The organism is Cupriavidus pauculus (assembly GCF_022179805.1).
GTDB lineage: Bacteria > Pseudomonadota > Gammaproteobacteria > Burkholderiales > Burkholderiaceae > Cupriavidus > Cupriavidus pauculus_E.
The window spans coordinates 112,000-136,395 of the sequence record NZ_BPUO01000002.1 but is presented as its reverse complement, the minus strand read 5'-3'; the positions used below and the strand labels follow the sequence as shown (position 1 = coordinate 136,395).

Genomic DNA, 24,396 nt, shown 5'->3' with positions numbered 1-24,396 from the left:
CGACTGATCCTGCCTACCACCGCACTCGGACACCGGCATTGCCGGTGACGATGCTGCGCGTGGCACCGCCAACGTTGGCGGTATAGCTCACATTGACGAACGCGCTGCCGCAGGCACTGAACGTGGTGGCCAGGCCGAGCGCGAACTCGGCGGCCGTCGCCGATGCGCTGGCCGCGATCACCGTGGTTGCCGCATACGTCTGACTGTCTGTGCCGCCGAAATAACGCCACAGATTGGCCCGGAAGTAGGGCCGCCAGAGCGCGCCCGCGCGCTCGAACTTCCCTTGCATGCGTGCGCCAATGCGGCCGATCAGGCTGCCGTCTGAATGGGATGAGACCGTCGAGATGCCGTCGTTCAGGTCGTTGATACGCGTGCGCTGCCAGATCAGTTGCGCCTGCGGCTCGATATCGATCGTTGGTGTCAGCGGAAAGAGCGCGCCGCCCTCCAGCGACGTGTAGAAGGCGTTGCCGTGCGTGGTCGGGCCGATGCCATCGCCCGACGTCGGATCGATCACCAGCGAACTGCCCATGACTACTGCGTCGGTATACCAGTCAGTGGGACCGACGTGCGTCCAGTACGCGCCCAGGTTGTACGCGTTGACGGCGAGGTGTCCCACCGCGAATCCTTGAAAGCCGAGTGCGAAGCCGTCCACGTCGCCACTCGCGCGTGCGAAGCCCGCGAATGCGCCGAAATGGTCGCGATGGCCACTGCTGCGCGCCTAGGCATAGATGTCGTGCCCGATCTGCAGACCCTCGATTCCTCCGCTGAACACCGAGCCCGCCCGCCAGCAGCGCGCTGGCGGTATCGATATTCAGCGTCCCGGTGCCGGTGCCTGCGTTGCGGAGCACGAGCCCGGGTTTGTCGAGCGTGAGCCGGCTACCGTTGGTCAGATTGACGATTGTCCAGTTCGTGAAGCGGCTCGCGTTGCCAGCCGTCGTCGCGTCAAAGGTGAGGGTGCCCGTGCCGGCGCCGCTCTGGAGCGCAGTGAGCTCAGCGAGATTGGCGTCGGTCAATCGGCGAAGCGTGGCCTGGTTGTCATCGCCATTCAGCGTGACAGGGCCGGTGATGATGCCACCGTCCTGCCACAGCAGCGTGTTAGCTGGGCCAGCACTAGTGCGCAGGCCCGAACCAATCGTGCCGCCAGTCAGCGTGATGGAATTCGAGCCGCCCGCCAGGTCGACGATGCCGTTGGTCGAGCCCGCCGACATGGTGAAGCTGTCGTTGCCCGCGTCGGTCAGCACGGCGGAATTGGCCCCGGCCAGGTTGCCGGAGTTGGTGATACGGATATCCGCCGAACCGGCCGACTGGATGGCGATGAATCCGGTGCTGGCAATCGTGCCGCTGTTGTCGACGACGGCCGCGCTGCCGAGAAAGAGGCCATGCCTGGGGCGCTGATCGTGCCCGCGTTGCGGACTGTGCCGCCGCCATTCGCAATCACGCCGTCACCAAGCGGTGCGGAGATGCTGGCGCCCGCGCCGTTGACGAATGTCGTCGGCCCGTTGAGGAATGCGCCGCCCGATTCCGGTCCCCTGGAAACGATCGTGCCGTTGTTCGTGACTGGCGTGAGCGCCGTGTTCAGGACGACGATGCCGATGCCGATGCCGCCGCGTCCGTCCGTTTGAATCGCGCCGTTGTTGATCAGGGTGGCCGTGCCGCTGCCATTCGGCGCCTGCCCCGAGATATCGCCGGCCGAGAACATTCCAGCCGAACCCAGACCGCCGGTGGTGAGGGTGCCATTATTGACGACCGAGCCGGTGGGCGCCGCGATGGCCATGGCGTGCGAACCGGGCCCAGCAGTTTCGATCCTGCCATTGTTGACCAGCGTGTTGCCGCCGGGGCTCTTGAAGTCCACCATGCCCGCCGAGTGCGGCCCGAGCGTGCGGATGGTGCCAGTCACGTCGTTGAGCAGTGACGTCGCCCGCGTGCTCGAGAACATGCCTTCCGAGCCGTCACCGTTCGTCGTGATGGATCCGCGATTGATCAGCGCATTGCCTTGCGCCCCAGCGCTCTGCGCCGAGATGCCATCGAACGTGTCGCCCGTCACGCTGAGCGAGCCTTCGTTGGTCACGCGGCTGCGATCGTGCACGAGGATGGCATTGCCGTTGTTCACGTCGATGGCGGCCCCCTGGAGCACGTTGATCGTGACGCCGCTACTGCCACCCATGGCGGCTATCGGAATCGTGCTGGGGTTGGGCGCCGAGTTGTTGCAGGTGGTGGTCTGCCCGCTGCCGAGCGTGGGATTGTCGCAGGTGGCCAGGGATGGTGCGCTGTGCAACAGGCAACCGACCACGGCCAGGGTCTTCGCGAATAAAGGTGTTCCATGGTTCCTGCGCATGTCTCTTCCATTGACGATCGATGGCTGAGGGATGCAGCTTCAATGGCGGATCGCCAGCAACTGCTGATGCGACGGGTCCCAGGCAGTGGACGCGGCTCTTGACCACCATAGGCGGCTTTTTGTGGCGGCGCTGAACCTTGAACTTGCGATGGCAGTATTTGCAGCGCGCCGGGGCGGCCTGGATCCGCTGGGGATCGGCCTGGAGCAGGCAAGAAAAACCCCCGAGGACGTTGCCGTCGACGGGGTTCTTGAATTTGGTGGAGCCGGCGGGAATCGAACCCGCGTCCGCAAGCCCTCCACAGAGAGTTCTACATACTTAGTTCTGTCATTTGATTTAACCGTGCCATCGCGGACGAACACGCTCTGTCACGGCGAGTCACTTGGTTTTCGTCCCCGCAGTCGTGACACCGACGGGGCTTATCTGACGTAAATGACCTCGCTGGTTCTTGCGAACCCTAGCCCGTCAGCGAGCCAGTGCGAGGACGGCGGCCCTTAGGCTGCCAGTGCGTAACGTTCGTCGTTAGCAGTTATTACATTCCCATTGATTAACGAGGTGACGGGTCCTCGGTATGCCCTCCACTGCTTTGCAACCCACGTCGAAACCAGGTCGGCCCCAATGTGCGTAGTAAAACGCGAAAGAAAACGGATTGTACCCGGTTTCGACTGCCATGGCGCGTCACCGGTTCCGTACCGGTACGTGGGGCTTCAGCGCAGCAATTCAAGCAGTTCGGACGGGTGATTGATGAGGTAGTCGGCACCCCAGGTGTCTGGCGGCTCGTCTTCGCCGCAGTAGCCGTACGCGGCCGACACGGTGGCCATGCCGGCGGCCTTCCCGGCCTGGATGTCGCGCAGGTCATCGCCGACGTACAGGCACTGGGCAGGCGCCACACCGCTCAGTTCGGCCGCGTGGAGCAGCGGGGCAGGGTGGGGCTTGGCATGGGGCGTGGTGTCGCCGCTGACCACCGCCACCGCGCGTGGCGCGAGGCCGATGGCCCGGACCAGCGGTACCGTGAAGCGTGCGATCTTGTTGGTGACGATGCCCCAGGGCACGCCATCGGCTTCGAGTTGGGCCAGCACCGCATCCATGCCGTCGAACAGCCGCGTATGTACCGCGATATCGGCCTCGTAGTACTCGAGGAAGGTGTCGCGCAGCGATGGGAACTCGGGGTCCTCCGGCCGCTTGCCAAACGCGGCGCCGATCAGCCCGCGCGCGCCGTGCGAAGCCACGGGCCGAAGCTTGTCGTAGGCGACCGGTGCCATGCCGTGTTCCACCACGAGCCGGTTGGCCGCGGCAGCGAGGTCAGGGGCCGTATCGGCAAGCGTACCGTCGAGGTCGAAGAAAACCGCGTGAAATTTCGCCATGGCTCAGCCCACCTTCCGGAACGCCATCATGTAGTTGACGTCGGTGTCGCGGCCGAGCGAATAGATCTGGGTCAACGGGTTGTACGTCATGCCGCGCATCTCCACCAGGTCCAGGCGGGCGTTGCGGGCAAAGCGCGCCATCTCGGACGGCGTGATGAACTTCTTGAAGTCGTGCGTGCCGCGCGGCAGCATGTTCAACACGTATTCCGCGCCCACCACGGCCAGCAGGTAGGCCTTCAGGTTGCGGTTGATGGTCGAGAAGAAAACGTAGCCACCGGGTTTGACCAGCGTCGTACAGGCGCGCACGATCGACTGCGGATCGGGCACGTGCTCCAGCATCTCCATGCAGGTCACCACGTCGACGCTGGCGGGCGCGCGCGCCGCCAGGTCTTCCACGGCGATTTCCTCGTAGGTGACCGCGACACCCGATTCCAGGCTGTGCAGGTCCGCTACCTTCAGGGCCTTGGTCGACAGGTCAATGCCCCGGACCGTGGCGCCGATGCGTGCCATGCTTTCCGACAGAATCCCGCCGCCACAGCCCACGTCGATGACCTGCTTGCCCGACAGGTGCGCGATACCGTCGATCCAGCCCAGCCGCAGCGGGTTCAGGTCGTGTAGCGGCTTGAATTCACTGTTCGGGTCCCACCAGCGGTGCGCCAGTTCGCTGAACTTGTCGATCTCTTTGGGATCGGCGTTGCGGCCGGATTGGGTGGGAGGGGTAAGGGTAGTCGAATGCGACATCATCGGTGCCGCGCGACGTGGCGCGGCCGGTCTATGAGAAGGCTGCGGCAACTTTACCAAAAAAACGAAGCCGCGCCGAATGCCGATGGCGCGGCTGGACAGGGCGAAAAAAAAGCCCAGCAGATGCTGGGCTTTTCATCATCGGAGAGGATCCGATTAACGTGCGCTGCGGGTGCCGACCACTTCGACTTCCACGCGGCGGTTCGGCTGCTGGCAGGCGATCTGAGCGGTGCGGTTGCCCTTGCACGACTTCGGATCAACCTTCAGCTGACGCTTGCCCTTGCCTTCGGTGTACACGCGGTTGGCTTCAACGCCCTTGCTCACCAGGTAAGCCTTGACCGATTCAGCACGACGGATCGACAGGCGATCGTTGTACTTGTCCGAACCGAACGAGTCGGTGTGGCCCACGGCGATGATGACTTCCAGGGTGATGCCTTGCAGCTTCGAGACCAGGTCGTCCAGCTTTGCCTTGCCTTCGGGCTTCAGAACAGCCTTGTCGAAGTCGAACAGGGTGTCAGCAGCGAAAGTGACCTTCTCGCTCGACACAACCGGAGGAGCAACCGGGGTCGGGGCCGGAGCCGGAGCAGCAGCCGGAGCCAGTGCGCCATCGCACAGGGCATTAGCCGTTGCCGGGGTCCAGGAACTGTCGCGCCAGCAGAGCTCGTTCGTGCCATTCTTCCACACGTACTCGCTCGTACCGTTGCCCCAGTTATCGTTCACGGCCTTCTTTTCGTAGGGGACGGACTGGGCTTGAGCGGATGCAGCCATTACTGCGGTAGCTGCAACGAGCGCGAGCTTGGCAAATTTTTTCATATTTCTCCTCTCAGGATGAGATCACCGCAGGGTTACTGCGAGCAAATGGACGAAAACAAGTCATACATTCTTCGGAGTATAACATTCTCGACGTGGCGGATGCTCCACTTCGAACAATGTCTGGCTCTTCGCTGGGGAATTGTGCCACAAGGCTCGTTTCCTAAGAAGTAAATATATTCGATTCAACCACGTGGTTTTAGGCCTGTGGTGTTTGTGCAACATCGCTCTTGCGGCGCCTGCAAACCCTTGTCCTGTATGGGTTGCAGGGGATCGGGGTTGGGCGCTCGGCGCGTGCGGGAGGGCCGGACGGGGGGTGTTCCGGCAGGGGCGGGAAGGGGTTCCGCGCGTGATAGAATGTCATGTTCGCCCGTCGCCGGCAGGGTCACTCCATGCCGTCGGATTCGTGGGCTTCATTTGCTTAAACCCGCCGCATTAACCACGACGCAATGGATCAATTCGCCAAAGAAACCCTTCCGGTCTCGCTGGAAGAGGAAATGCGCCGCTCATACCTGGATTACGCGATGAGCGTTATCGTGGGGCGCGCGCTTCCCGATGTCCGGGACGGCCTGAAACCGGTACACCGGCGCGTGCTCTTTGCGATGCATGAGCTCAATAACGACTGGAATCGTGCCTACAAGAAGTCGGCGCGTATCGTCGGCGACGTGATTGGTAAGTATCACCCGCACGGTGACACGGCCGTGTACGACACGATCGTCCGTATGGCCCAGAATTTCTCTCTGCGCTATATGCTGGTCGACGGCCAGGGTAACTTCGGTTCGGTGGACGGTGATAACGCCGCGGCGATGCGTTATACCGAAATCCGCCTGGCGAAGATTGCCCATGAAATGCTTCACGATATCGACAAGGAAACTGTCGATTTCGAACCGAACTATGACGGTTCGGAGAAAGAGCCCGGTATTTTGCCGGCTCGTATTCCGAATTTGCTGATCAATGGTTCGTCGGGTATTGCCGTGGGTATGGCCACCAATATCCCGCCGCATAACCTCAATGAAGTCGTCGACGCCTGTCTGCATCTCCTGCGTAATGCCGATGCGACGGTCGATGAACTGATTGAACTGGTTCCCGCTCCCGATTTTCCGACCGCCGGTATTATCTATGGCATCCAGGGTGTGCGAGAGGGCTACCGTACCGGCCGCGGCCGGGTGGTCATGCGCGCGCGCACGCACTTTGAGGACATTGATCGCGGCCAGCGCCAGGCGATCATCGTCGACGAGCTGCCGTACCAGGTGAACAAGCGGACGCTTCTTGAGCGCATCGCCGAACTGGTCACCGAGAAGAAGATCGAGGGCATTTCCGACATCCGCGACGAGTCTGACAAGTCAGGCATGCGCGTGGTGATCGAGCTCAAGCGCAATGAAGTGCCCGAGGTTGTGCTGAACAACCTATATAAGAACACCCAGCTGCAGGACACGTTCGGCATGAACATGGTAGCGCTGGTCGACGGCCAGCCTCGCCTGCTGAACCTGAAGCAGATGCTGGCCGCCTTCCTGTCGCATCGCCGCGAAGTGGTGACGCGCCGCACCGTGTTCGAACTGCGCAAGGCGCGCGAGCGCGGGCACGTGCTGGAAGGCCTGGCCGTGGCACTGGCCAACATCGACGAGTTCATCGCGATCATCAAGGCAGCCCCGACGCCGCCGCTGGCCAAGGCCGAGCTGATGGCCAAGGCGTGGGATTCCGGCCTGGTGCGCGAAATGCTCGCACGTGCCGAAACCGACACGTCCGGTGGCCGTGCCTCGTATCGCCCGGATGGCCTGCCGGCCGTGTTCGGCATGCAGCCCGACGGCCTGTACCGGTTGTCCGACGGTCAGGCGCAGGAAATCCTGCAGATGCGACTGCAACGCCTTACGGGCCTGGAGCAGGACAAGATCGTCCAGGAATACCGCGAAGTGATGGGCCTGATTGCCGACCTGCTCGACATCCTGGCCCGGCCGGAACGCATCACGACGATCATCACCGAGGAACTGGGTGCCATCCGCGCCGAGTTCGGCGACGAGCGCCGTTCGCAGATCGAGCACAACGCGACCGAGCTGGATACCGAGGACCTGATCACGCCGCAGGACATGGTGGTCACGCTGTCGCACTCGGGCTACATGAAGAGCCAGCCGATTTCCGAGTACCGCGCGCAGAAGCGTGGCGGCCGGGGCAAGCTGGCCACGGCAACGAAGGAAGACGACTGGATCGACACGCTGTTCGTGGCCAACACGCACGACTACATCCTGTGCTTCTCGAACCGTGGCCGCCTGTACTGGCTCAAGGTCTACGAGGTGCCGCAGGGTTCGCGCAACTCGCGCGGCCGTCCGATCGTGAACATGTTCCCGCTGGCCGACGGCGAGAAGATCAATGTGATTCTGCCGGTGCGGCAGTTCGACGCCGAGCATTTCATCTTCATGGCCACCGCGCGCGGCACGGTCAAGAAGACGGTGCTCACCGATTTCTCGAACCCGCGCAAGGCCGGCATCATCGCGGTCGACCTCGATGAGGGCGACTTCCTGATCGGCGCTGCCATCACCGACGGCCAGCACGACGTGATGCTGTTCTCCGACGCCGGCAAGGCCGTGCGGTTCGACGAGAACGACGTGCGTCCGATGGGCCGGCAGGCGCGCGGCGTGCGCGGCATGAACCTCGACGAGGGCCAGGCCGTGATCGCCATGCTGGTTGCGCCGGCAGAAACTGCCGAGGGCGAATCGGCCGAGGGCGCAATTCCGGCGGCTGGCAGCGTGCTGACCGCGACCGAGAATGGCTACGGCAAGCGTACGCCTATCTCCGAGTACACTCGACACGGCCGTGGCACCAAGGGCATGATTGCGATCCAGACGAGCGAGCGCAACGGCCGTGTGGTGGCCGCCGCGCTGGTTTCGCCGGAAGACGAAATCATGCTGATCACCACCGGTGGCGTGCTGATCCGCACCCGCGTGGCCGAGATCCGCGAGATGGGCCGCGCCACCCAGGGCGTGACGCTCATCAACGTCGATGAAGGCACCAAGCTGTCGGGCCTGCAGCGCATTGTCGAATCGGATGCCGATAGCAGCGCCAACGGCGACGACGACAATGTGGATGAGGATGCCGCTGGCGACACCGGTGCTGACGGCGGCGCCGGCAGCGATGCAGGTGCAGGTGCCAACGACGCCGACGCAAATTCGTAATTTGTTGCAACAACGGGACGACGGCCGGAACTCGCCAGACGGCCGCTCGGACTAATCCGGACGTATTTACCAGGGAGTCATAATGCTCAAAACCTATCGACGTATCGCTGTTCTGGCTGCTTTCGCTCCGATGATGATGCTGGCGCAAGGCGCGCACGCTCAGGAAGACAAGGACAAGACCGCGGCCATCAAGGAACTGCTGACCGTCATGCAGGCCGACCAGGCTGTCAAGGGTCAGGCCGAAAACTGGCAACAGGGTGCCAAGCAGGAAGCACCGCTGGTGCTGGAACAGGTTCTGGTCGAGAACAAGACGCTGAACGACAAGCAGAAGCAGGCCGCTGTCGACAAGCTCAAGAAGAACGGCGCCGTGCAGCGCATGGTGGACGGCGCCGGTACGGCGTTCAACACCGACGGCTTCCGCCAAGACGCCATCAAGGCGCACTACGACGCATTCGGCAAGTACTACTCGACGCAGGAAATCAAGGACCTGACCACGTTCCTGAAGTCGCCGACGGGCCAGAAGTTCATGGCCAACCAGGGCAAGGCCACCCAGGAAATCTGGGGCTCGATGATGCAGAAGTACGGCCCGCAGGTTGGCAAGTCGATGCGTGACTCGGCCGAGAAGGAAATCGCCGCCGCATCGAAGTGATCGACGGCTGGCGTCTCCGGGCTTTCGGGCCCGGGAGGCCGCTGGCCCTGGCTCGCCCCGGATACCCATGGTGTCCAAGGGTCGCGGGTTTTGGGCGATAATGGCTGCCTGGTTCAATCCGGCAGCCATTTTTCTTTTTTCCCCTCCATGAACGATCCCCAGAACCCCGCCCTCGCCGGCCTGCAACGTTCCCTGGCCGAGCGCGTCTTCAATTTCTCGCCCGGCCCCGCCGCGTTGCCGACCGAAGTCCTGCAGCAGGCCGCCGAGGAGATGCTGTCGTGGCGCGGTACCGGCGTATCGGTCATGGAGATGAGCCATCGCAGCAAGGAATTCGAAAGCATCCACCAGCAGGCGCTGGCGGACCTGCGCGAACTGCTGCATGTGCCCAAGAATTTCCGCATCCTGTTCCTGCAGGGCGGCGCCATTGGCGAAAACGGCATCGTGCCGCTGAACCTGGCCAATCGCGTCAATGCGGCCAAGCCGAAGACCGATTTCGTGATGACCGGCACGTGGTCGGTCAAGACCGAGCAGGAAGCACGACGCTATGGCGACGTGAACATTGCGGCTTCGAGCAAGGACCAGAAGTGGCACAAGATTCCCGACGCCAACAGCTGGAAGCTGTCTGACGATGCGGCCTACGTGCACCTGTGCACGAACGAGACGATCGTCGGCGTTGAGTTCCAGGAAGTCCCGGACATCGGCCAGACCGGCACGCACGACAAGGGCCGTATCGTCGTGGCCGATGCCTCCAGCCATATCCTGTCGCGTGCGATCGACTGGTCGCGCGTGCAGGTGGTGTATGGCGGCGCGCAGAAGAACATCGGCCCGGCCGGCGTGACGATCGTGATCGTGCGCGAAGACCTGATCGGTTTCGCGCATCCGCTGTGCCCCTCGGCGTTCAACTGGCGCCTGGTGGACGAGCACGACTCGATGTACAACACGCCGCCCACCTATTCGATCTATATCGCCGGGCTCGTGTTCAAGTGGCTCAAGGCCCAGGGTGGCCTGGCCGGCATCGAGCAGCGCAATATCGCCAAGGCGCACGCGCTGTACACGTTCCTGGACCAGAGCGACTTTTACCGTAACGAAATCGATCCCAGCTGCCGCTCGCGCATGAACGTTCCGTTCCTGTTGCGCGACGAATCGCGCAACGAAGCGTTCCTCACCCAGGCGCGCGCGAATGGTCTGGTTCAGCTCAAGGGCCACAAGTCCGTGGGCGGCATGCGTGCCAGCATCTACAACGCGATGCCTCTCGAAGGTGTGACCGCGCTGGTGGAATTCATGCGCGAATTCGAGCGCACCGCCGCCTGACGGCGGTGCTTTCTGTCGCGGCTTCCGCAGTGCGGGGCCGCGGCATCAGCCCAGACTTTCCGCGGCCGCTCGACGGGCGGCCTACAGGCCTATGACACAGCAAGACAAGCCTGGGGTGGCAGCCCCCGGCAATGACAATGCGGCACCGAGCCCCCAGGAGCAGGCGCTGTCCGCCGACCTGGCGCCGCTGCGCAACCAGATCGACACGGTTGACCGCGAACTGCTGGCCCTGCTGAACCGTCGCGCGCAGTTGGCGCTTGACGTGGGCGAGGTCAAGAAGAAGTACGGCGCGCCGGTGTTCAGACCCGAGCGCGAATTGCAGGTGATCCGCAAGGTGCAGGGCGCCAATCCGGGTCCGCTGCTGGACGAGAGCGTGGCGTCGATCTGGCGCGAGGTGATGTCCGCCTGCCGTGGCCTGGAAAAGCCGCTGGAAATCGCATTCCTCGGGCCGGCCGGCACGTTCTCGGAGCAGGCGCTGTACGCGCACTTCGGCCATGAAGTGTCGGGAGTGCCGTGCACGAGCATCGACGAAGTGTTTCGTGCGGTGGAAGCGGGCACGGTGGAGTACGGCGTGGTGCCGGTCGAAAATTCGACCGAGGGCGCGGTGTCGCGCACGCTCGACCTGTTCCTGCAGACGTCGCTGAAGATCAGCGGCGAGATCGCACTGAAGGTGCATCACAACCTGATGGCGTCGGCGCCGGACATGAAGGGTGTGACCGTGGTGCGCGCGCACGCGCAGGCGCTGGCACAGTGCCAGCACTGGCTCACCGCGAACTATCCGCACCTGGAGCGCCAGGCCGTGTCGAGCAATGCCGAGGCGGCGCGCATGGCCAGCGAAGACCCGACCGTCGCCGCAATCGCGGGCGAGACGGCCGCCAATCGCTATCACCTGCACATCATCCGCTCGCATATCCAGGACGATCCGCACAACCGCACGCGCTTTGCCGTGATTGGCCGCTACGAGACCGAGCCGTCGGGCAGCGACCAGACGTCGATGATCCTGTCGGTGCCGAACAAAGCCGGTGCGGTGTACCAGTTGCTGGCTCCGCTTGCCGAGAACGGTGTCTCGATGTGCCGCTTCGAATCGCGTCCCGCGCGCAGCGGCGCGTGGGAGTACTACTTCTACGTCGACGTGGAAGGCCATCAGCATGAGCCTGCGGTGGCGAAGGCCATCGGCACGCTGCGTGCCAACGCCGCGTACCTAAAAGTGCTCGGGTCCTATCCGTCGAGCAAGTAACACGCAGCCAGGAGGCAGGCATGGTTGATCAGAACAAGCTGGCTGCGAATGCGGCTGCGGGGAATGCCGCGGAATATTTCGGGCCGACCTATGTGCGCAAGATATCGCCCTACATCGCCGGCAAGCCGATTGCCGAGGTGGCGCGCGAGTTCGGGCTCGACGAAGCCCGCATCGTCAAGCTGGCCTCGAACGAGAATCCGCTTGGCATGCCGGCATCGGCCAAGGCGGCGATTGCCGCCGCGACGGAAGACCTGGGGCGTTATCCGGACAGCAACGGCTTCGAGCTGAAGGCACGGCTTTCGGAAAAGTACGATGTGCCGGCCGAATGGCTGACGCTGGGCAACGGCAGTAACGACATCCTGGAACTGGCAGCGCATGCGCTGGTGCGCGCGGGCGAGTCGATCGTCTATGCCGAGTACTCGTTCGCGGTCTACGCGCTGGCCACGCAGGAAGTGGGCGCGCGCGCCATCGAGGTCAAGTCGCGCCAGTATGGCCATGACCTCGACGCGATGGCGGCGGCGATTGCCCCGGACACCAAGCTTGTCTTTGTCGCCAATCCGAACAATCCGACGGGCACCTTCGTGACTGCCGCCGAGATCGAGGCGTTCCTGGCCAAGGTGCCGCCGCACGTGGTGGTGGTGCTCGACGAGGCGTACAACGAATACCTCGACGCCGACCAGCAGTACGAGTCCACTGGCTGGGTGCGCAAGTATCCGAACCTGATGGTGTCGCGCACGTTCTCGAAGGCCTATGGCCTGGCGGGCCTGCGCGTCGGTTATGGCGTGGCACAGCCGCAGTTGACCGACCTGCTGAACCGCGTGCGGCAGCCGTTCAACGTCAACAGCCTCGCCCAGGCGGCCGCTGTGGCGGCGCTGGGCGATGCTACGTTCCTGCAGCGCAGCGCCGAACTCAATCGCGCCGGCAAGGCGCAACTGGTGGCGGCGTTCGAGCGCATGGGCCTGGAGTACGTGAAGTCGTCCGGCAACTTCGTCATGGTCCGTGTGGGCACCGACGACGGTGCGGGTGCCCGCGTGAACCTGGCGATGCTCAAGCAAGGGGTGATCGTGCGCCCGGTGGCGAACTATGGTTTGCCCCAGTGGCTGCGCATCACCATTGGTCTGCCCGAAGAGAACGCGGCATGCATCGCGGCCCTCGAGCAGGCATTGAAGTGAATCCAGAACAAGCTGAAACCGTGAGCGCCCTGCATTTTTCCCGTGTTGTGATTGTCGGCGTCGGCCTGATTGGCGGATCGCTGGCGTTGTCGCTCAAGCGTGCCGGCGTGGTCGGTACCGTGGTGGGCGTGGGCCGTTCGAAGGCGTCGCTGGAAAAGGCGAAGTCGCTGGGCGTGATCGACGAAATCGCCGAATCGGTGGCCGATGCCGCGCAAGGTGCCAGCCTGATCGTGCTGTGCGCGCCGGTGGCGCAGAACTTTGCGTTGCTGCACGCGTTGGAGCCGCATCTGCAGCCCGGCACGATCGTGACCGACGCCGGCAGCACCAAATCCGACGTGATCATGGCCGCCAAGACCGCGCTCGGCGACAAGGTGGCGCAATTCGTGCCCGCGCACCCGATTGCCGGACGCGAGCTCCACGGCGTGGAAGCCGCGCTGAACGACCTGTACCTGGACAAGAAGGTGGTGATGTGTCCGCTTCAGGAAAACAGCCGCGCTGATGTGGCGGCGGTGCGGGCCATGTGGGAATCGGCCGGGGCCAATGTGCACGTCATGTCGGCCGTGCAGCACGATGCCGTGTTCGCGTCGGTCAGCCATCTGCCGCATGTGCTCTCGTACGCGCTGGTCGCACAGGTGGCCAATGCCGAGGACGCAGCGCTGAAGCTCGATTTTGCGGGCGGCGGCTTTCGCGATTTCACGCGGATTGCCGGGTCGTCCCCCGAGATGTGGCGCGATATCTGTATCGCCAACAAGGAAGCGCTGCTACGCGAGATCAGCACGTATGAAGCTGTGCTCGGCCATCTGAAGGCGCAGATCAAGGTCGGTGACGGTGCCGCGCTGGAACGCGTGTTCGCGCGCGCCAGCGATACGCGCCTCAAGTGGGGCGCGGCCCGCGCCTCCGCCCATAACGTAGAACCCTGAAGTCGTGGCGCCCGGGCTTCGGCAGGGCGCTGCACTGACGCTGCATAGACCATGGAACATCTGACCCTCGGCCCCCTGACCCGCGCATCGGGCACGGTGCGCCTGCCCGGCTCGAAAAGCATCTCCAACCGCGTGCTGCTGTTGTCCGCGCTGGCCACCGGCGAAACGCGCGTGCGCGATCTGCTCGATTCCGACGATACGCGCGTCATGCTCGAAGCGCTGAAGGTGCTGGGCGTGACCTGGCGCCGTGACGGCGGCGATTGCATCGTCACCGGCGTGGGCGGCAATTTCCCGAACAAGTCGGCGGACCTGTTCATGGGCAACGCCGGCACGGCGATTCGGCCGCTGACGGCGGCGCTGGCGCTGCAGGGTGGTGCCTACAAGGTCAGCGGTGTGCCGCGTATGCATGAACGGCCGATCGGCGATCTGGTCGATGGCCTGGTGCAGGTGGGCGCCGCGATCGAATACCTGGGTACGCCGGGCTATCCGCCGCTGCAGATCAACCCGGCACAGATCCGCATCGATGCGCCGATCCGCGTGCGCGGCGACGTGTCGAGCCAGTTCCTCACGGCGTTGCTGATGACGCTGCCGATGGCGCAAGCGCCGTCGGGCCGCATCGAGATCGAAGTGATTGGCGAGTTGATCTCGAAGCCGTATATCGAAATCACGCTGAACCTGCTGGCGCGCTTCGGCATCGAGGTGGAACGCCAGGGCTGGGAACGCTTCATCCTGCCGGCCGGCGCGCAGTACCGCTCGCCGGGCGAGATCTACGTTGAAGGCGACGCCTCGACGGCATCGTATTTTCTTGCAGCCGGCGCCATTGGTGGCGGGCCGGTGCGGGTGGAAGGCGTGGGACTGTCGAGCATCCAGGGAGACGTGCGGTTTGCCGATGCGTTGAACCGCATGGGTGCCAACGTGATGGCCGGCGACAACTGGGTCGAGGTGCGGGGCACCGAGCGCGACGACGGCCGCTTGAACGGCATCGAACTTGACTGCAACCATATTCCCGACGCCGCGATGACGCTGGCCGTGGCCGCGCTGTTTGCCGAGGGCACGACCACGCTGACCAATATCGCGAGCTGGCGAGTCAAGGAAACCGACCGCATCGCCGCCATGGCGACGGAACTGCGCAAGCTGGGTGCGACGGTGGAAGAGGGCGCGGACTATCTGAAGGTGACGCCGCCGGTATCGGAGGCGGCGTGGCAAACCCCGGCGGATGGCATCGGCACCTATGATGATCACCGGATGGCCATGTGTTTCTCATTGGCCGCATTTGGCCCGTTGCCGGTGCGGATCAATGATCCGGGCTGCGTGGCCAAGACGTTCCCGGAGTATTTCTCGGTGTTTGCCGGGGTAGCGCGGTAAGCGCCGACTCCGGTTCAATGGCAGGTGTCAGGCGGCGGCCAGGCGACGCGCCGCTGGCGTTTCGGACTTTGCCGCGCCGCTGGTGCGGCGTTCGCGGCGCTCCCAGTACTTGTCGAAGAAGTAGTGGGCCACGGTGTTCACTGCCGGTTCGATGAACGTAATGGCTCCGCTGATGGCCAGGCTGCCGGTCAGCGCATAGGTCACGCTGAAAGCGATGCCCAGGTGCATGATGCCGAAGGTCAGGGTTTTGGCCATGATGGTTTGCCTCGCGTCTACATAACAGAATGGTTGCGCAGCGTCTTTTGTGGGATCGGCAGCGCCGCCGCCGCGCAACCATGGTTCGAATGATAACGACTCACAATTACGGTCGGAAATCAATAGTTTCAAACTAATTAATTAAGAATGACTATCATCGACGTCATCACCATAGATGGACCAACCGCGTCCGGCAAAGGCACGGTAGCCCACAAGGTGGCCGATGCACTCGGATTCCATCTGCTCGACAGCGGCGCGCTCTACCGGTTGGTGGCGCTGGCCAGCGACCGTGCCGGCGTGGATGTCGGCGACGTCGATACCCTTGCAAAGATTGCCCTGCGCCTCGATGTGAAGTTCGGCCCGGACCGGGTCTGGCTGGAAGGGGAAGAGGTCAGCCAGACGATCCGCCAGGAAGCCATCGGCAACCGGGCCTCGGCACTGGCCGTGCACCAGCCCGTTCGTGATGCCCTGACAGCACTTCAGCGGGGGTTTCGCAAACTCCCGGGGCTGGTGGCGGACGGCCGCGACATGGGCACCGTGATCTTTCCGGAGGCCCGTCTCAAGGTGTTCCTGACCGCGAGCGTCGAGGCACGCGCTCGCAGACGCTATAAACAATTGATTGATAAGGGAATTTCTGCTAATATCGAAGACCTTTTGCGTGACCTCGAGGCGCGCGACGCGCGGGATCGCTCCCGTACCGCCGCGCCCCTGCGTCCCGCTGAAGACGCGCAACGCCTGGACACCTCTGAAATGACGGTGGACGAGGCGGTGGCGCAGGTGCTGGAGTGGTTCGCCGCTGTGCGGTGATTAAAACCACGAGGCGCCGACCTGGGCCTGTGCCGGAACACAACCCGTCCGGTACAGGTGATCAACCTGACCCCGCTGCGTCAAGGCAGACTGAGCGCGATAACCGTGCCGGCCTACGTACTGCGGATTGCAAACCTACGTTTATGTCCGACCTGCAAACTAACGAATCCTTTGCCGCACTGTTCGAGGAATCGATCGCCCGCTCCAATATGAAGGCTGGCGAAGTGATTTCCGCTGAAGTCGTGCGCATCGACCACAATTTCGTGGTCGTCAACGCCGGCCTCAAGTCCGAGGCATTCGTGCCGGTGGAGGAGTTCCTGAACGACCAGGGCGAACTCGAAGTGCAGGCCGGCGACTACGTGTCCGTGGCCATCGACGCGCTCGAGAACGGCTATGGCGACACCATCCTCTCCCGCGACAAGGCCAAGCGCCTGGCATCGTGGCTGAACCTCGAGAAGGCGCTGGAAGACGGCGAAATCATCTCGGGTACCGTGACCGGCAAGGTCAAGGGCGGCCTGACCGTCATGGTCAACGGCATCCGTGCCTTCCTGCCCGGTTCGCTCGTCGACGTGCGTCCGATCAAGGACACCACGCCGTACGAAGGCAAGACCCTCGAATTCAAGGTCATCAAGCTCGACCGCAAGCGTAACAACGTCGTGCTGTCGCGTCGCGCCGTGGTGGAAGCCACGCTGGGCGAAGAGCGTCAGAAGCTGATGGAAACGCTGAAGGAAGGCGCGATCGTCAACGGTATCGTCAAGAACATCACCGACTACGGCGCGTTTGTGGACCTGGGTGGTATCGACGGCCTGCTGCACATCACCGACCTGGCATGGCGCCGTGTCCGTCACCCGAGCGAAGTGCTGTCGGTTGGCCAGGAAATCACCGCCAAGATCCTGAAGTTCGACCAGGAAAAGAACCGCGTCTCGCTGGGCGTGAAGCAACTGGGCGAAGATCCGTGGGTGGGCATCTCGCGCCGCTACCCGCAAGGCACGCGTCTGTTCGGCAAGGTGACCAACCTGACCGACTACGGCGCATTCGTGGAAATCGAAGCCGGTATCGAAGGTCTGGTGCACGTGTCCGAAATGGACTGGACCAACAAGAACGTGGCCCCGTCGAAGGTTGTCCAGCTGGGCGACGAAGTGGAAGTCATGGTTCTGGATATCGACGAAGACAAGCGTCGTATCAGCCTGGGCATGAAGCAGTGCAAGGCCAATCCGTGGGACGATTTCAGCCGCAACCACAAGAAGGGCGACAAGCTGACGGGCCAGATCAAGTCGATCACCGACTTCGGCGTGTTCATCGGTCTGCCTGGCGGCATCGACGGCCTGGTGCACCTGTCGGACCTGTCGTGGCAAGAGACGGGCGAAGAAGCCGTGCGCAAGTACAAGAAGGGCGACGAAGTGGAAGCTGTCGTCCTGGGCATCGACGTCGACAAGGAACGCATCTCGCTGGGCATCAAGCAACTGTCGGGCGATCCGTTCAACAACTTCATCTCGGCCAACGACAAGGGTTCGCTGGTGAACGGCACGATCAAGGCCGTTGACGCCAAGGGCGCCGTTGTTCAACTGGCTGACGACGTTGAAGGCTACCTGCGCGCTTCGGAAATCTCCGCTGACCGCGTGGAAGATGCCCGCAACGTGCTGAAGGAAGGCGAGCAGATCACCGCCCTGGTGGTGAACGTCGACCGCAAGTCGCGCAACATCAACCTGTCGATCAAGGCCAAGGATTCCGCAGAGCAGCAAGAAGCGATGCAGAAGTTCTCGGCTGACACCGGCACGGCTGGCACGACCAACCTGGGCGCGCTGCTGAAGGCCAAGCTGGGCCAGGACAACCAGTAATCCAGAGCGCCGCTTCGGCCGAGACCGCCCATGACCAAGTCCGAGCTCGTCGAAAAACTGGCTGCCCGCTTTCCGCAGTTGCTGCTGCGGGATGCGGACATCTCGGTGAAAACGATTCTCGACGCGATGTCCGAAGCGCTGGCCGATGGCCATCGCATCGAGATTCGCGGTTTTGGCAGCTTCGGTCTGAACCGGCGGCCGCCTCGCGTGGGCCGCAACCCCAAGTCCGGCGAACGAGTGCTGGTGCCCGAAAAGCGGGTGCCACATTTCAAGGCGGGCAAGGAGTTGCGGGAACGGGTGGATCGCCCGGCAACGCCAAGTGGTGTCGCGACCGTCAATGGTCAGGCGCCGCACGGCAAATCCGGGCAGTCACTGGTTTCGTCGCAACCCTCGCAACAAGCGGCATCGGCCGGCTTGCATGAGGATGGCCAGCTCAATCTGGTTCGTTCCTGATGCTTGTCTGCCTTACTGGCAAGTCAGTTTTGGAAAGCGCTCCCCCGGGAGCGCTTTTTGTTTGTGCATGGCCGATGATGGGGCGCGTTACTGGCACATACCGGCGCGCGCATCGCCGTGCGACCAATCGTTACCGTTTCGAAGAAGTGATTCCGCTACAATGCCGGGAATCTTTGGCCGGGTGCGCCCGAACGCAATTGCGTGACCGGTTGTGCACTCACGTTCCGATGGCATCCACCGCATGAAACTCGTCACCTGGATCTTCCGCATCGTCCTGTTCGTGCTGTTGTTCGTGCTGGCGCTGCGCAATACCGGCGATGCCGACCTGCAGCTCTTCTTTGGCGCCGTCTGGCATGCCCCGCTGATCCTGATACTGCTGGCGGCCTTCGGGCTGGGTATCGTGGCCGCATTGGCTGCGGTGGCGCCGGGGCTGATGCGGCAACGCATGGAAGCGGCGCGCCTGCGCCGCGCGCTTGGCGAGGCGCGTACGGCGACGACGGTGGATACCGTGCCGCCCGAGGCCAAGCCGGGCGTACCTTATAACGTAGTCGGTCCGAAAGTCTGACCCATGATGTTTGAAACCTGGTGGCTGCTGGCGCTGCCACTTGTCTTTGGCCTTGGCTGGATGGCGGCGCGCTTTGACCTGCGCCAGCTGATGAGCGAACAGGGCGCATTGCCGCGCTCCTATTTCAAGGGCCTCAATTTCCTGCTCAACGAGCAACCCGACAAGGCTATCGACGCCTTTGTCGAGGTGGCACGCCTGGACCCCGAAACCACCGAGCTGCATTTCGCGCTGGGCGCGTTGTTCCGCCGCCGTGGCGAAACCGAGCGCGCGATCCGCGTGCACCAGAACCTGGCAACCCGCCCCGACATTCCAGATCCGGAACGTGAGCACGCACTCTACGAACTGGGCCAGGACTTCCTGCGCGCGGGTCTGCTGGACCGCGCGGAAGAGTCGCTGCGCCGGCTGATGTCCGGTCCCTACGCGGCGTCGGCCAAGCGCGTGCTGCTGGAACTGTACGAAGTCGAGAAGGAGTGGTCGAAGGCCATCGACGCCGCGCGTGAATTGCAGACGCTGGACCAGAAGGACTATCGCGTGCAGATCGCCCAGTTCTGCTGCGAACTGGCCCAGGATGCGCTGCAAAAGAAGAAGCCCGAGGAAGCGATCGAATGGCTGCGCCGGGCGCGGGAAGAAAACCCGGCCAACGTGCGCGCGCCGATCCTGCTGGGCGACGTGGCCGCGGCGGCCGCCGATCTGCCGGGCGCGCTGCAACACTGGCTCGGTATCGAAAGCCAGGACGCCGCCTACCTGCCGCTGGTGGCGGACCGCGTGGTCAAGGCCTATGCGACGCTTGGCGAGCAGGGCAAGGCGCTGCAATGGCTGCACGAATTGCTCAAGGGCAAATTGGCGCCGGAATTGCTCGATACCGCCTATCGTACAGAACTGGAAGTGAACGGGCCGGAGGCCGCCACGAGGCTGATGCGTGAGCAACTGCGCCGTCAGCCGACGCTGCTGGCACTGACCCGGTATTTCGAGGCGCAGGCGGCCGAAGGCCAGGCGCAAGCGCCGGCCGGCACGGAAACCGCCCCCGACGACAAGTCGCAGGAAACCGCCGCGATCCGCGATCTGCTGCAACTTCGCACCCGCAACCTGGCGCGCTACACCTGTCGCGAATGCGGCTTCCGCGCCCGCTTGTTCTATTGGCAGTGCCCCGGCTGCAACCGCTGGGAAACGTATGCGCCGCGCCGCTCCGAAGCGCTTGGCTAAGTCATTTCAAGCGAACCGAATTCCCTGGAGCTTCACGCAATGAAAGTTACGATTATTGGCAGCGGCTATGTTGGCCTCGTGACCGGTGCCTGCCTGGCCGAACTCGGCAATTCGGTGTTCTGCCTCGACGTCGACGAACGAAAGATCGCGATGCTGAACGCCGGCGGCGTGCCGATCTACGAACCGGGCCTGAAGGAACTGATCGACCGCAACCGCGCGGCAGGCCGGCTGACGTTCTCGACCGATGTCGCTGCCAGCGTCGAACATGCCGACGTGCAGTTCATCGCCGTGGGCACGCCTCCCGACGAGGACGGCTCGGCCGACCTGCAGTACGTGCTGGCCGCCGCGCGCAACATCGGCCGGCACATGACCGGCTTCAAGGTGGTGGTGGACAAGTCGACCGTGCCCGTGGGCACCGGCGACCGCGTGACGGCGGCGATCCGCGAGGAACTGACCGCGCGCGGGCTCGAGGACCTGCAGTTCTCGGTGGTGTCCAACCCCGAATTCCTGAAGGAAGGCGCGGCCGTGGAAGACTTCATGCGCCCGGACCGCATCGTGCTGGGCTGTGCGCCGGACGTGGCGGGCCGTCACGCGCAGGCCATCATGCGCCAGCTCTACGCGCCGTTCAATCGCAACCACGAGCGCACGTTCTATATGGATGTCCGTTCGGCCGAGTTCACGAAGTACGCGGCCAACTCGATGCTGGCCACGCGTATCTCGTTCATGAACGAACTGGCCAACCTGGCCGACGAAGTCGGCGCTGACATCGAACTGGTGCGCATGGGCATTGGCTCGGACCCGCGCATCGGCTACAGCTTCCTGTATGCGGGCGCTGGCTATGGCGGTTCGTGCTTTCCGAAGGACGTGCAGGCGCTGATGCGTACCGCCAGCGCCTATGGCAAGCCGATGCGCGTGCTGGAAGCCGTGGAATCGGTCAACGACGCCCAGAAGCAGGTGCTGGGCAGCAAGGTGATCAAGCGTTTCGGCGAAGACCTGGCCGGCAAGACCTTCGGCATGTGGGGCCTGGCGTTCAAGCCCAATACCGACGACATGCGTGAAGCGCCGTCGCGCGTGCTGGCCCGCGAGCTGGTGTCGCGCGGCGCATCGCTGCGCGTGCACGATCCGGTGGCGATGGAAGAAGCTCGCCGCGTGCTGGAGATTGATCTGGCCGATATCCCGGGCGGCATGGACCGCGTGACGTTCTGCGGCGCCCAGATGGACGTGCTGAAGGACGCCGACGCACTAGTCATCGTGACCGAGTGGAAGGTGTTCCGCAGCCCCGACTTTGCCCAGATCCGAGCGCTGCTGAAGACGCCGGTCATCATCGACGGCCGCAACCTCTACGAACCGGATGCAATGGCCCAGGCCGGCATCGAATATCACGCGATCGGGCGCTCCACCGTAACGCACTGATCATTCCAACCGCGTATCCACGTCGAGCCGCCGCGCAGTGCCGGCGGGTCGGTGGCGCAAAGGAAAGTCCATGAGCAAGAACACGATTCCGCAAGACCAGATCCGCCAGTCCAAGGTACTCGTGGTGGGTGACATGATGCTGGACCGCTACTGGTTTGGCGACGTCGACCGCATTTCGCCGGAAGCGCCGGTGCCCGTGGTGCAGATCAAGCGCAGCGACGAGCGCCTGGGTGGCGCCGCCAACGTGGCGCGCAACGCGGCGGCGCTGGGCGCCAACGTGGGCATGCTTGGCGTGGTGGGCGACGACGAACCCGGCCACACGCTGGAAGCCCTGCTGAACGCGAGCCACGTGGCACCGTACCTGCATCGCGACGCCAACCTGAACACGACGATCAAGCTGCGCGTCATGGCGCACCAGCAGCAACTGCTGCGCGTCGATTTCGAGAACGCACCGGCCAACGAAGTGCTGGCCGCGGTACAAGACCGCTACCAGGCCCTGGTGGCCGACTACGAGGTGCTGGTGCTGTCCGACTACGGCAAGGGCGGCCTGACGCATGTGGCGCGCATGGTGGAGGCGGGCCGCGCGGCCGGCCGCGCCGTGCTGATCGATCCCAAGGGCGACGACTACTCGCGCTACCGTGGCGCCACGCTGATCACGCCCAACCGCGCCGAAATGCGCGCCGTGGTGGGCGCCTGGAAGACCGAGGCCGACCTGACCATCCGCGCCCAGAACCTGCGCCGGGAGCTGCAGCTCGATGCGCTGCTGCTGACGCGTTCGGAAGAGGGCATGACGCTCTATACGGAAGCCGAGGTGCTGCATGTCTCCGCCCAGGCGCGCGAAGTCTATGATGTATCGGGGGCCGGCGACACGGTGATCGCCACGCTGGCCACCATGCTTGGCGCCGGTGTGCCGCTCAAGGAAGCCGTGCAGCATGCGAACCGCGCAGGCGGTATCGTCGTCGGCAAGCTGGGTACCGCCGTTGTCACTTATCCCGAACTGTTTGGCGCCTCCTGAAGGCGCGCCCCCCAAACCAGAATTCGCCATGACCATCATCGTGACCGGCGCTGCCGGCTTTATCGGCAGCAATATCGTCAAGGGCCTGAACGAGCGCGGCGAGACCAATATCGTTGCGGTCGACAACCTGACGCGCGCCGAAAAATTCAACAATCTCGTGGACTGCGAGATTGCCGACTACCTGGACAAGGGCGAATTCGTCGAGCGCTTCCGGCGCGGCGACTTTGGCAATGTTCGCGCGGTATTCCATGAAGGCGCCTGCTCCGACACCATGGAGACCGACGGCCGCTACATGATGGAGAACAACTACCGCTACACGCTGGCATTGCTGGAAGCCTGCCTGGAGCAGGGTACGCAGTTCCTCTATGCGTCGTCGGCTGCCACCTATGGCGCTTCGACGATGTTCCGCGAAGACCGCGAGTATGAAAAGCCGCTGAACGTCTACGGCTATTCGAAGTTCCTGTTCGACCAGGTCGTGCGTCGCCGGCTGTCGTCGGCGCATTCGCAGATCGTCGGCTTCCGCTACTTCAACGTCTACGGTCCGCGCGAGTACCACAAGGGCCGCATGGCGTCGGTGGCGTTCCACCATTTCAACCAGTTCCGCGCCGAGGGCTCGGTCAAGCTGTTCGGCGAGTACAACGGCTACGCGCCGGGTACGCAGAGCCGCGACTTCGTGTCGGTGGAAGACGTGGTGAAGGTCAATCTTTACTTCCTCGACCATCCGGAAAAGTCCGGCATCTTCAACCTGGGCACCGGTCGCTCGCAGCCGTTCAACGATATCGCGGTGTCGGTGGTGAACGCGCTGCGCGAGTCGGAGGACAAGCCGCCACTGTCGCTGGAAGACATGGTGCAGGAAGGTCTGGTCGAGTATGTGAAGTTTCCGGACGCGCTGCGCGGCAAGTACCAGTGTTTCACGCAGTCCGACGTCTCGCGCCTGCGCTCTGCCGGCTACGAGGCACCGTTCCTGACCGTGCAGGAAGGCGTTGGCCGCTACTGCAAGTGGCTGCTGGAACGTAACTAAGCGGCGAGCCACCCCCGGCCGTGTCGCGCCCGCGCCACGGCCTGCGTCTGTCGGACTCGTAGAAGTCCGGCATTGCAACGCGAATATTTTGCTTGGACACACAAACGCGCGGATGTTGTGAACTTGTGTGTCCAGCCATTTCTGACGTCCGATCGGACTCCTATCCTGAGCGCTCCCGTTGCCATCCGGTGGCGGGCGTTCATCCAACAGGAAAGGAGTTTCATCGATGCACAAGACGTACAACGCCCGGGAAGCCGGCGAGACTCGCGAATCGATTCCGACAACCGGCAGGTCCCTGTCCGACCTGTCACGCGGCGCGCTGCGTGCGTGGCGACGCGCGGGCCTGGCCTTTGCGTTTTCGCTGGCGATGGCGGGCATGAGCCCGGCGCACGCCGATGTCGACGTGAACAGCGCCGACGAGGCGGGGTTGACCTCGGTCAAGGGCATTGGCCCGGCCACGGCCAAGCGCATCCTGGCGGAGCGTGACAAGAATGGTGCGTTCAAGGATGCCGTCGACCTGGCCGACCGTGTGCCAGGCGTGGGGGCCAAATCCGCCACCAACCTGCAGGAAGCCGGCCTGACGTTTGGCACGCCGAAGGCGGCCGCCCCTGCTGCCGCGCGCAAGGACGCCAAGGCGCCGAAGTCCACGGCATCGCGCTGATGAATTGAGGTGTCGAGCGCGGCCCGCATCCCGGGGCGGCAACCCCGGGGCGGTGTCCCGGGTCAACAGGTCGGGGCTGGTATGCGTTGTGCTTCG

Annotated in this window: 23 protein-coding genes and 1 other RNA gene; 16 read left to right on the top strand and 8 right to left on the bottom strand. The window is 63.7% G+C overall.

What is annotated here, in order from left to right:
* Positions 1-13: 13 nt before the first annotated feature.
* From MFF62_RS04270 to ompA, 7 genes are all read right to left on the bottom strand, one after another.
* Entirely contained in the window at positions 14-652 is a 639-nt protein-coding gene (locus MFF62_RS04270) for an autotransporter domain-containing protein (RefSeq protein ID WP_238260531.1), read from the bottom strand.
* The gene (locus MFF62_RS04265) at positions 552-1,241 is read right to left on the bottom strand and encodes a hypothetical protein (RefSeq protein ID WP_238260529.1); all 690 of its coding nucleotides are present in this window, start codon (positions 1,239-1,241) and stop codon (positions 552-554) included. Before MFF62_RS04265 ends, MFF62_RS04270 begins: the two co-directional genes overlap by 101 nt.
* The gene (locus MFF62_RS04260) at positions 1,235-2,335 is read right to left on the bottom strand and encodes a hypothetical protein (protein ID WP_238260527.1); all 1,101 of its coding nucleotides are present in this window, start codon (positions 2,333-2,335) and stop codon (positions 1,235-1,237) included. Before MFF62_RS04260 ends, MFF62_RS04265 begins: the two co-directional genes overlap by 7 nt.
* Positions 2,336-2,590: 255 nt before the next feature.
* Positions 2,591-2,950, bottom strand: a transfer-messenger RNA (tmRNA) gene (gene ssrA, locus MFF62_RS04255).
* Positions 2,951-3,040: 90 nt separating this feature from the next.
* On the bottom strand, positions 3,041-3,697 hold the full coding sequence (gene gph / locus MFF62_RS04250) for a phosphoglycolate phosphatase (RefSeq protein ID WP_238260525.1): 657 nt from the start codon (positions 3,695-3,697) through the stop codon (positions 3,041-3,043).
* Between the two features lie 3 nt (positions 3,698-3,700).
* Positions 3,701-4,441 carry a bifunctional 2-polyprenyl-6-hydroxyphenol methylase/3-demethylubiquinol 3-O-methyltransferase UbiG gene (gene ubiG, locus MFF62_RS04245; RefSeq protein ID WP_238260523.1) on the bottom strand — a complete coding sequence of 247 codons (741 nt, stop codon included), beginning with the start codon at positions 4,439-4,441 and terminating at the stop codon, positions 3,701-3,703.
* 153 nt (positions 4,442-4,594) lie between these two features.
* Complete coding sequence (gene ompA / locus MFF62_RS04240) at positions 4,595-5,251, bottom strand: outer membrane protein OmpA (RefSeq protein WP_066739225.1); 657 nt, start codon at positions 5,249-5,251, stop codon at positions 4,595-4,597.
* Positions 5,252-5,697: 446 nt separating this feature from the next.
* Between ompA and gyrA the strand changes: the two genes are divergently transcribed.
* The 7 genes from gyrA (at position 5,698) to aroA (ending at position 15,069) form a co-directional block, all read left to right on the top strand.
* Complete coding sequence (gyrA, locus tag MFF62_RS04235) at positions 5,698-8,415, top strand: DNA gyrase subunit A (protein WP_238260521.1); 2,718 nt, start codon at positions 5,698-5,700, stop codon at positions 8,413-8,415.
* A gap of 82 nt (positions 8,416-8,497) precedes the next feature.
* A complete protein-coding gene (locus tag MFF62_RS04230) occupies positions 8,498-9,064 on the top strand; it encodes a DUF2059 domain-containing protein (RefSeq protein WP_238260519.1) in 567 nt (188 codons plus the stop codon).
* Between the two features lie 147 nt (positions 9,065-9,211).
* A complete protein-coding gene (gene serC / locus MFF62_RS04225) occupies positions 9,212-10,375 on the top strand; it encodes a 3-phosphoserine/phosphohydroxythreonine transaminase (RefSeq protein WP_238260517.1) in 1,164 nt (387 codons plus the stop codon).
* A gap of 91 nt (positions 10,376-10,466) precedes the next feature.
* A complete protein-coding gene (gene pheA / locus MFF62_RS04220; protein WP_238260515.1) occupies positions 10,467-11,612 on the top strand; it encodes a prephenate dehydratase in 1,146 nt (381 codons plus the stop codon).
* Between the two features lie 20 nt (positions 11,613-11,632).
* On the top strand, positions 11,633-12,784 hold the full coding sequence (hisC, locus tag MFF62_RS04215; protein WP_238260513.1) for a histidinol-phosphate transaminase: 1,152 nt from the start codon (positions 11,633-11,635) through the stop codon (positions 12,782-12,784).
* Positions 12,751-13,704 (top strand): prephenate dehydrogenase, encoded by a 954-nt coding sequence (locus MFF62_RS04210; protein ID WP_404990611.1) that lies wholly within the window; start codon positions 12,751-12,753, stop codon positions 13,702-13,704. The genes hisC and MFF62_RS04210 overlap by 34 nt, the downstream gene beginning before the upstream one ends.
* A 51-nt stretch (positions 13,705-13,755) precedes the next feature.
* Entirely contained in the window at positions 13,756-15,069 is a 1,314-nt protein-coding gene (aroA, locus tag MFF62_RS04205) for a 3-phosphoshikimate 1-carboxyvinyltransferase (RefSeq protein WP_238260509.1), read from the top strand.
* A gap of 27 nt (positions 15,070-15,096) precedes the next feature.
* On the opposite strand, the gene MFF62_RS04200 is transcribed toward aroA, so the two are convergent.
* On the bottom strand, positions 15,097-15,324 hold the full coding sequence (locus MFF62_RS04200; RefSeq protein ID WP_238260507.1) for a DUF2061 domain-containing protein: 228 nt from the start codon (positions 15,322-15,324) through the stop codon (positions 15,097-15,099).
* A 147-nt stretch (positions 15,325-15,471) separates the two neighbouring features.
* Here MFF62_RS04200 and cmk point away from each other — a divergent pair, with 147 nt between their 5' ends.
* The 9 genes from cmk (at position 15,472) to MFF62_RS04155 (ending at position 24,300) form a co-directional block, all read left to right on the top strand.
* Positions 15,472-16,131 (top strand): (d)CMP kinase, encoded by a 660-nt coding sequence (gene cmk / locus MFF62_RS04195; protein ID WP_238260505.1) that lies wholly within the window; start codon positions 15,472-15,474, stop codon positions 16,129-16,131.
* 29 nt (positions 16,132-16,160) lie between these two features.
* Positions 16,161-17,969: a 30S ribosomal protein S1 gene (rpsA, locus tag MFF62_RS04190; protein ID WP_404990610.1), complete on the top strand. Its 1,809-nt coding sequence runs from the start codon at positions 16,161-16,163 to the stop codon at positions 17,967-17,969.
* Positions 17,970-17,999: 30 nt separating this feature from the next.
* On the top strand, positions 18,000-18,422 hold the full coding sequence (locus tag MFF62_RS04185) for an integration host factor subunit beta (RefSeq protein WP_238260501.1): 423 nt from the start codon (positions 18,000-18,002) through the stop codon (positions 18,420-18,422).
* Between the two features lie 241 nt (positions 18,423-18,663).
* Positions 18,664-18,987 (top strand): LapA family protein, encoded by a 324-nt coding sequence (locus MFF62_RS04180; protein ID WP_238260499.1) that lies wholly within the window; start codon positions 18,664-18,666, stop codon positions 18,985-18,987.
* A gap of 3 nt (positions 18,988-18,990) precedes the next feature.
* Positions 18,991-20,190: a lipopolysaccharide assembly protein LapB gene (lapB, locus tag MFF62_RS04175; RefSeq protein WP_238260497.1), complete on the top strand. Its 1,200-nt coding sequence runs from the start codon at positions 18,991-18,993 to the stop codon at positions 20,188-20,190.
* Positions 20,191-20,229: 39 nt separating this feature from the next.
* Positions 20,230-21,603 (top strand): UDP-glucose dehydrogenase family protein, encoded by a 1,374-nt coding sequence (locus MFF62_RS04170; protein ID WP_238260495.1) that lies wholly within the window; start codon positions 20,230-20,232, stop codon positions 21,601-21,603.
* Positions 21,604-21,673: 70 nt separating this feature from the next.
* Positions 21,674-22,618: a D-glycero-beta-D-manno-heptose-7-phosphate kinase gene (gene rfaE1, locus MFF62_RS04165; RefSeq protein WP_238260494.1), complete on the top strand. Its 945-nt coding sequence runs from the start codon at positions 21,674-21,676 to the stop codon at positions 22,616-22,618.
* 28 nt (positions 22,619-22,646) lie between these two features.
* A complete protein-coding gene (gene rfaD / locus MFF62_RS04160) occupies positions 22,647-23,639 on the top strand; it encodes an ADP-glyceromanno-heptose 6-epimerase (RefSeq protein WP_238260492.1) in 993 nt (330 codons plus the stop codon).
* A gap of 226 nt (positions 23,640-23,865) precedes the next feature.
* Positions 23,866-24,300, top strand: a complete 435-nt coding sequence (locus tag MFF62_RS04155; RefSeq protein ID WP_309295898.1) for a ComEA family DNA-binding protein — start codon at positions 23,866-23,868, stop codon at positions 24,298-24,300.
* Positions 24,301-24,396 lie beyond the last annotated feature (96 nt).